Genomic DNA, 5,305 nt, shown 5'->3' on the forward strand with positions numbered 1-5,305 from the left:
CCACCCCCCTCTGGGAGCGGTGGCCCCCCGGAGGGCCGCCGGAGGCAACGCCCCCGCAGCAGTGACCCGCACCCGCCCCCACAAGGCCGGCCGCACGGAAGACTGGGCGGCATGAACGGTGGAGTGGCGCGGCCGGCACCGTTTATCTAGGGTGCGGCGCCCATTTGTGCGGCCTGAGCTGCGCAAATGGTGTGATCGTGAGTGCAGGCAAGTTAGGCATGTGCGAGCCGCCAGCAGCGGTCGTTCCGGGGCGTACCGAGACTCGTTGAACCGGTATGGCGATTGAACCCCCTTCTTCCCCTGAGCGTCCCGTAGCCGATGCCGCCGAGGCCCGCGCCATCACCGAGGAAGTGCGCGCCGCGCTTCGAGAGCACGCCAGGACCGGCATCGCCCTGGCCCGTAAGGTCCGTCAGGCGCACGCTGCGCGGGTCTGGGTCGCACTGGGCCAACCGACGTGGGAGGCGTACGCGCGAGCCGAGTTCGGGGTGTCGCGGGCGTCGGCCTACCGCTTGCTCGACATGGCGGTTGTTCTTGAACAGCTCGACCAGGTCGTAGCAGACCTTGGGATGTCTCCGCTCGGAGACACGATGGAGCTCACCCGTCAGCAGGCCCGGGAGGTCAAGGGCCGTGTGCCGGAGGTCGCGAGCGTCTTCGCGGACCTTCTCGCGGAACGCGGCCCAGGGCTGGAGCCGCCGGCCATGGCCGAGCTGCTGTCCGCAGCGCTGGACAGGGTCCGCAAGGCACCGCCGCCTGCCCTGCCAGCGACGGCCACCCACGCGGTCGAGCAGCGCAAGAAGCGGTTCGAGTACTGGTTCGGCACCACGATTCTCGACATTGCGCCCGCTCACCTCACCGACGCCGAGGCCGCCGAGGCCCTGTGCGCCCACGATCCCGGACTCACCACCGTGCAGCTCGCCCACGACCTCGCGTGCCGCCGCTACGCCATCGATGGCGACCCGGGGCCCCTGAACGCCTACTTCTCCGGTGCCGACGTCGACTCGGAGAGCCTGCTACCGGAGGAACAGATCGGCAAGGGGCGCCGTCTGGCCCATCGCCTGCGGGTGCTGCACTGGGAGGCAGGCAAGCGCTTCCTGGAGCTGGCCCCGGCCCACCTGTCCGACCGGGCTGCGGCGCGCACCCTGGGCCAGGCGTTCGGCCTCGATCCGGAGGGCGCCGAGATCGTCGAGAAACTGGCCGAGCGCCGCTACGCGATGACCGGCGACTACCGGGCGATCGAGGAGTGGGAAGCCGAGGGCCGACCGAGGCTGTAGACGCTGTGCGGGGCACTCGCGTATGTCCCCGCGCCGTTCCCTGCTGACCCCCGAGCCACCTTGCCGTACATGCCTGACTCCCTCAGATAACCAGTCAGGGATGTACCAGTTCTCCTACATCCCTGACTTGCCTTACGGGTTCTTCGAACCCGAGATAAATGCTGCCGCGGCGGGGCTGGCGGATGCTGATCGCTGGTTGGTCAACTGGCTACGGCGTGATGCGGAGTGCCGTCGTGCTCGGCCTGGCTGGGTTCACAGCTGTCTGTCCGGGCTCCTGCTGGCGCACGGCCGGCTGTTCACGCCTGCGCCGTGGCCGGATGGCGGGCCCCCGCCGGGGGAGCCGGAGAGGTGTTTCATTGAGGCGGTGTCGTGGGCGTGGGCGTCCGGCGGCGAGCTGGCGTATGTGGAGGGGTGGGCCTGGGATGTCGCGTTCCCTGTGGAACACGCCTGGTGCACCGGCTCTGACGGCGTTGTGCGTGATCTGACGTGGCCTCGCCCTGGTGCCGCCTATCTGGGACTGCCTGTTGCGGCTGAGGCTGCGGCGGCGCTGATGGGCGAGCACGGTGGGCCACTGCTGCATGCAAACGGGCTGGCGGGCCCGCTTGCTCTGTCGTGGATGCGCGAGGGTGTTCCGGCCGGCCTGCTGGTTGACGTGGGCCGGCCGCTGCCGGTCGATGGCTAGCGGGCGGGCTTACTGCGCTCGGCGCGGGCCTTGGACAGGATGCGCTCGGCGGTGCGGGTGCTGACTTCGTAGAGCTCGGCGAGCTCTACGGCGGTCACGGGCCCGCGTCGGCCGGCCTCCGCCCTCTCCAGCTCGGTGACGACTTCGGCGGTGCGGTGGTCCGGACGGCGCTTGCGCGGGGCTTTGTCCTTCGCGCCGGGTGTGCGGCCCTTGTACTGCGTCGGGCGGGCGGCGCGGGCCTCGGCGTCGGCGCGGGTCCACCACCGGCGGCCGTGTCGCTCTTCGCCTCGGGGCATCAGGCCGCTGACGGCATCGGCTCGGATCGTGGATGCGCTGACTGCGGCGATGGCGCCGGCCTCGGTGTCGGTCAACAGGTCGTCGGGGTGCGGCTCCGCGGGGAGGGCGGGCACGGGCTTGCCGGACAGGAAGGCGTCGACCTGGGCGGCGTCGTAGAGGGCGGGCCTCAGCGATCCGGGGAGCGGCTGCACTGCGGCGGTGAACGCGGCGTGGTGCCGGCGGCGCCATGTTGTCGGGGAGACGCCGGCGCGTTCGGCTACGCCGTGGATGTCGAATGTGGTGCGGCCGTGCGGGATCACGAGGGGCTCTCCTTCGGGGCTGGCTGGTGTTGGTGCGAGGGTATGGCCGCGGGTCGCCTGGCCCCGCAAGCGGGTGGGGTGGGCTGGTAGGACGGCGGCGCGGGTGGCCGGCGGCAGCGCGGTCCGGGGCCGGCTCGATGCCGCCCCGGACCGCCTCGCGCCCCGGCGTGGGTGCCGGCGCCCGGTGCATCGGGTCTACACTTGGCGCTGCTTTCCGTTCGGCCTTTCGGCCGGTGTTGGTGGAACGCGCTGGGCCGGTGGGATGCCGTCACCCCTCGGGGTGTCCCCACCGGCCCCTACTGCCGTCAGACGGCCGTGCACGCCTCCTCAGCCTTCGTCGTCTCCGCCCAGCGTCGCGCGTTCTCCAGCATCCGGGGGACATCGCAGCCGAAGTGTTCGGCGGCGTCCATGCAGGCGGCGAGCATGGCGGCCACGCGCTCGACGTCGGCGGCGGCGACTTCGCACACGGCGTTCAGCGTCACGGGGTAGGCGGTGCTGCGCATCTCCTCGGCGGCCCGGGTGAGCTGGCCGGGGGTGGCGCGGCCGTCCGCCAGCAGGAAGGCATAGGCGAAAAGGTCGCCGATCACCTCGTGTGCGCTCTCCTCGTCGGTCACGGTGTGCTCGCGGGGGTTCCGTCGGGTTGCGCGGGCCAGGGCCTCGGCGGCGATGGTGCCGAGCCGCACCCGTTCGGCCGTCTCGGGCACGGGCAACAACCGGTCGGGGGACGCGTCGTTGTAGGCGGCCAGGGCCTCGGCGGCCCATGCCGCACGGTCGGCGTTGGTCACGTCGTCCATGCCGGGTCCTTCCGTCTTTCGTTTCGGTGTCGGTAGTGGTGCCGGGGGCGGGTGCCGTTCCCGCCCCCGGCACGTGGCACTGTCAGCTCTCGCGGGTCTGCCCGTAATAAAGGGCCAGGAAGGTGGCACAGCCGGGCGTCTCACGGAGCTGAGCGAAGAAGAGCACGGCGGCGGCCGTGTCGACGGACACTGCCGGGTCACTTTGGGCGATGCGCTCAGCCATCACGTACGCGATCACGGCGGCCTCGTGCACGTCGTCGGGGATGGTGTGGAGAATGAAGCGCGCGTCCTGCCCGGTCGCCCTCGACATGGGCTCCAGGAAGCGGCCATGTACGCGCGCGGTGGCCTCCTCCACCTCCGCCTCAGTGATGTCTGCGTCCGGAGTCTGCGGGGCGTTGTTCATGCGCTGTGTCCTTTCGGGGGTGTCGGTGTCGGTAGTGGTGCCGGGGGCGGGTGCCGTTCCCGCCCCCGGCGACGGACAGGGCTACTCGGTGGCGTGCTGGGCCCGGAGGCGCATGAAGCGCTCTTCCTCCACCTCTTCGGCCCAGTACTCGTAGGCCAGGCTGGTGACCGCGTGGATGCACACGCCGTGCTCGTCGCCGTAGGCGAGTACGGCTGCGATCGTGGCGGTGAGGATGCCGGGGCGGCCGTCGTCGCCGAGCGCTTCGAGCACGGGCAGCATGTTGACCGTGGTGGACAGCTCCATCAGGGCCGCGCCCAGCAGTGCGTGAGGGGCCTGCGTGTCGTCGGCGTGGTGGTAGAGGTCGGCGAGGATGTCAGAGAGTGCCAGGCACAGCGCGTCATCGGGGTCGCCAATGACCGGCCCGTATGCCTCGACGGCCGCGCGGCCGAGCTCGGCGCGGTCGCCCGGGGTGAGCGTCGCTCCGGCCTTGGCGGCGGCGGCCAGGAAGCCCGCGACCGCGGCGGCTCCTCGCGCCGCGCGGCCCGTGTTGGTGGTCTCGTCCATTGCTTCTGTTCCTCTCGCTGGTGTTGGTGGTGCCGGTGCGGGGTGCCGTTCCCCTTCCCGACACGTAAAAGAATACAGCATTAGAGCGCCATAGGCAACTCGACCCGCCGGGGCGGGGGCCGTGGTGGTGACGGGTGGTCAGTAGCGGGTGACGGTGAAGCGGGCGGGCCATGCTCGGCGGGGGCCGTAGACGGCGCGGGCGTAGTAGTGGGCGGCCTCGGTCACGTCGTGGGCGATGGCGCGGTGGGGGGTGGGGGCGAGCGGCGCGGGGGTGCCGTCGTCCTGGACGAACAGGCGGCTGCGACCGCCGTTGTTGAGCACGGTCACCGTGGTGGCGTCGCGGCGGGACCCTCGGTCGACGTGGGCGAAGAGCGTCGCGCGGGCCGTCTCGACGGGGTTGGGGAGGTATCTGGCGCAGTCGGGGGCGCACGGCTCCTCCATGCGGCCGTAGAGGCTGCCGCCGCATGCGCACTGCTCGTTCCAGACGATGACCTGATTCACGTGGACCTCTCCTGCTGGGTGTTGATGGGTGGCGGCGCCGGGGGGCGGGTGCCGTTCCCGCCCCCCGGCGTTGGCGGGTCAGCGCTGGTCGGTGGCCTCGGCGCGGGCCTGCTCGTAGACCTGGCGCGTCAGGGCGGCAGCGTTGGCCTCCTGGCCGGGCGTCTGGCGCAGCATCCCGAGGAACAGCACGGCCGCCTCAGCGCGGACGTTGACGCCGGGGTCCTTCGCCGCGGCGCGGTTGCCGAGCATGTACGCCAGCACGGAGAGGCTGAACACCTCCTCGGAGAGGTCGGCGAGGATGTCGACGGGGTGCCGACCGGTGCGCTGCGCCAGCGGCTCAACATGGAACGCGATGAACTGGCTGGTAGCCTTGTCGATCTCGTCCGGGGTGAAGTCCGGGTTACTCATGCGCGTTGTCCTTTCGGGGTGTTGGTGGTGCCGGTGCGGGGTGCCGTTCCCCTTGCCGACATGTAAAAGAATACAGCAGGTTGGCA

8 protein-coding genes are annotated in these 5,305 nt (G+C 71.2%); 2 read left to right on the forward strand and 6 right to left on the reverse strand.

The genetic code is table 11. The features are described from left to right. The first annotated feature begins 275 nt into the window (after positions 1-275). Positions 276-1,271, forward strand: coding sequence for a hypothetical protein (locus BJP40_RS29475; protein ID WP_143066051.1), 996 nt, complete (start codon positions 276-278; stop codon positions 1,269-1,271). 100 nt (positions 1,272-1,371) lie between these two features. After that, complete coding sequence (locus BJP40_RS29480; RefSeq protein ID WP_071283664.1) at positions 1,372-1,953, forward strand: hypothetical protein; 582 nt, start codon at positions 1,372-1,374, stop codon at positions 1,951-1,953. Here the strand turns inward: BJP40_RS29480 and BJP40_RS29485 are convergent. From BJP40_RS29485 to BJP40_RS29510, 6 genes are all read right to left on the reverse strand, one after another. Continuing rightward, the gene (locus tag BJP40_RS29485; protein WP_071283667.1) at positions 1,950-2,549 is read right to left on the reverse strand and encodes a hypothetical protein; all 600 of its coding nucleotides are present in this window, start codon (positions 2,547-2,549) and stop codon (positions 1,950-1,952) included. The two genes, BJP40_RS29480 and BJP40_RS29485, sit on opposite strands and share 4 nt — an antisense overlap. A 305-nt stretch (positions 2,550-2,854) precedes the next feature. Beyond that, positions 2,855-3,343, reverse strand: coding sequence for a hypothetical protein (locus tag BJP40_RS29490; RefSeq protein WP_071283669.1), 489 nt, complete (start codon positions 3,341-3,343; stop codon positions 2,855-2,857). A gap of 82 nt (positions 3,344-3,425) precedes the next feature. Next, a complete protein-coding gene (locus BJP40_RS29495) occupies positions 3,426-3,746 on the reverse strand; it encodes a hypothetical protein (RefSeq protein WP_071283672.1) in 321 nt (106 codons plus the stop codon). An 81-nt stretch (positions 3,747-3,827) separates the two neighbouring features. Beyond that, on the reverse strand, positions 3,828-4,310 hold the full coding sequence (locus BJP40_RS29500) for a hypothetical protein (RefSeq protein WP_071283675.1): 483 nt from the start codon (positions 4,308-4,310) through the stop codon (positions 3,828-3,830). A 138-nt stretch (positions 4,311-4,448) separates the two neighbouring features. Beyond that, positions 4,449-4,811 carry a hypothetical protein gene (locus tag BJP40_RS29505; RefSeq protein WP_071283677.1) on the reverse strand — a complete coding sequence of 121 codons (363 nt, stop codon included), beginning with the start codon at positions 4,809-4,811 and terminating at the stop codon, positions 4,449-4,451. 78 nt (positions 4,812-4,889) lie between these two features. Continuing rightward, positions 4,890-5,219 (reverse strand): hypothetical protein, encoded by a 330-nt coding sequence (locus BJP40_RS29510; protein ID WP_071283680.1) that lies wholly within the window; start codon positions 5,217-5,219, stop codon positions 4,890-4,892. Positions 5,220-5,305 lie beyond the last annotated feature (86 nt).

It is taken from the genome of Streptomyces sp. CC53 (assembly GCF_001865245.1).
Classification (GTDB): domain Bacteria; phylum Actinomycetota; class Actinomycetes; order Streptomycetales; family Streptomycetaceae; genus Streptomyces.

Bases quoted from the DNA above. Each gene is read 5' to 3' on its own strand.
- BJP40_RS29480 (WP_071283664.1), top strand. From the start codon at position 1,372: ATGTACCAGTTCTCCTACATCCCTGACTTGCCTTACGGGTTCTTCGAA.
- BJP40_RS29475 (WP_143066051.1), top strand. From the start codon at position 276: ATGGCGATTGAACCCCCTTCTTCCCCTGAGCGTCCCGTAGCCGATGCC.
- BJP40_RS29500 (WP_071283675.1), bottom strand. From the start codon at position 4,310: ATGGACGAGACCACCAACACGGGCCGCGCGGCGCGAGGAGCCGCCGCG.
- BJP40_RS29490 (WP_071283669.1), bottom strand. From the start codon at position 3,343: ATGGACGACGTGACCAACGCCGACCGTGCGGCATGGGCCGCCGAGGCC.
- BJP40_RS29510 (WP_071283680.1), bottom strand. From the start codon at position 5,219: ATGAGTAACCCGGACTTCACCCCGGACGAGATCGACAAGGCTACCAGC.
- BJP40_RS29495 (WP_071283672.1), bottom strand. From the start codon at position 3,746: ATGAACAACGCCCCGCAGACTCCGGACGCAGACATCACTGAGGCGGAG.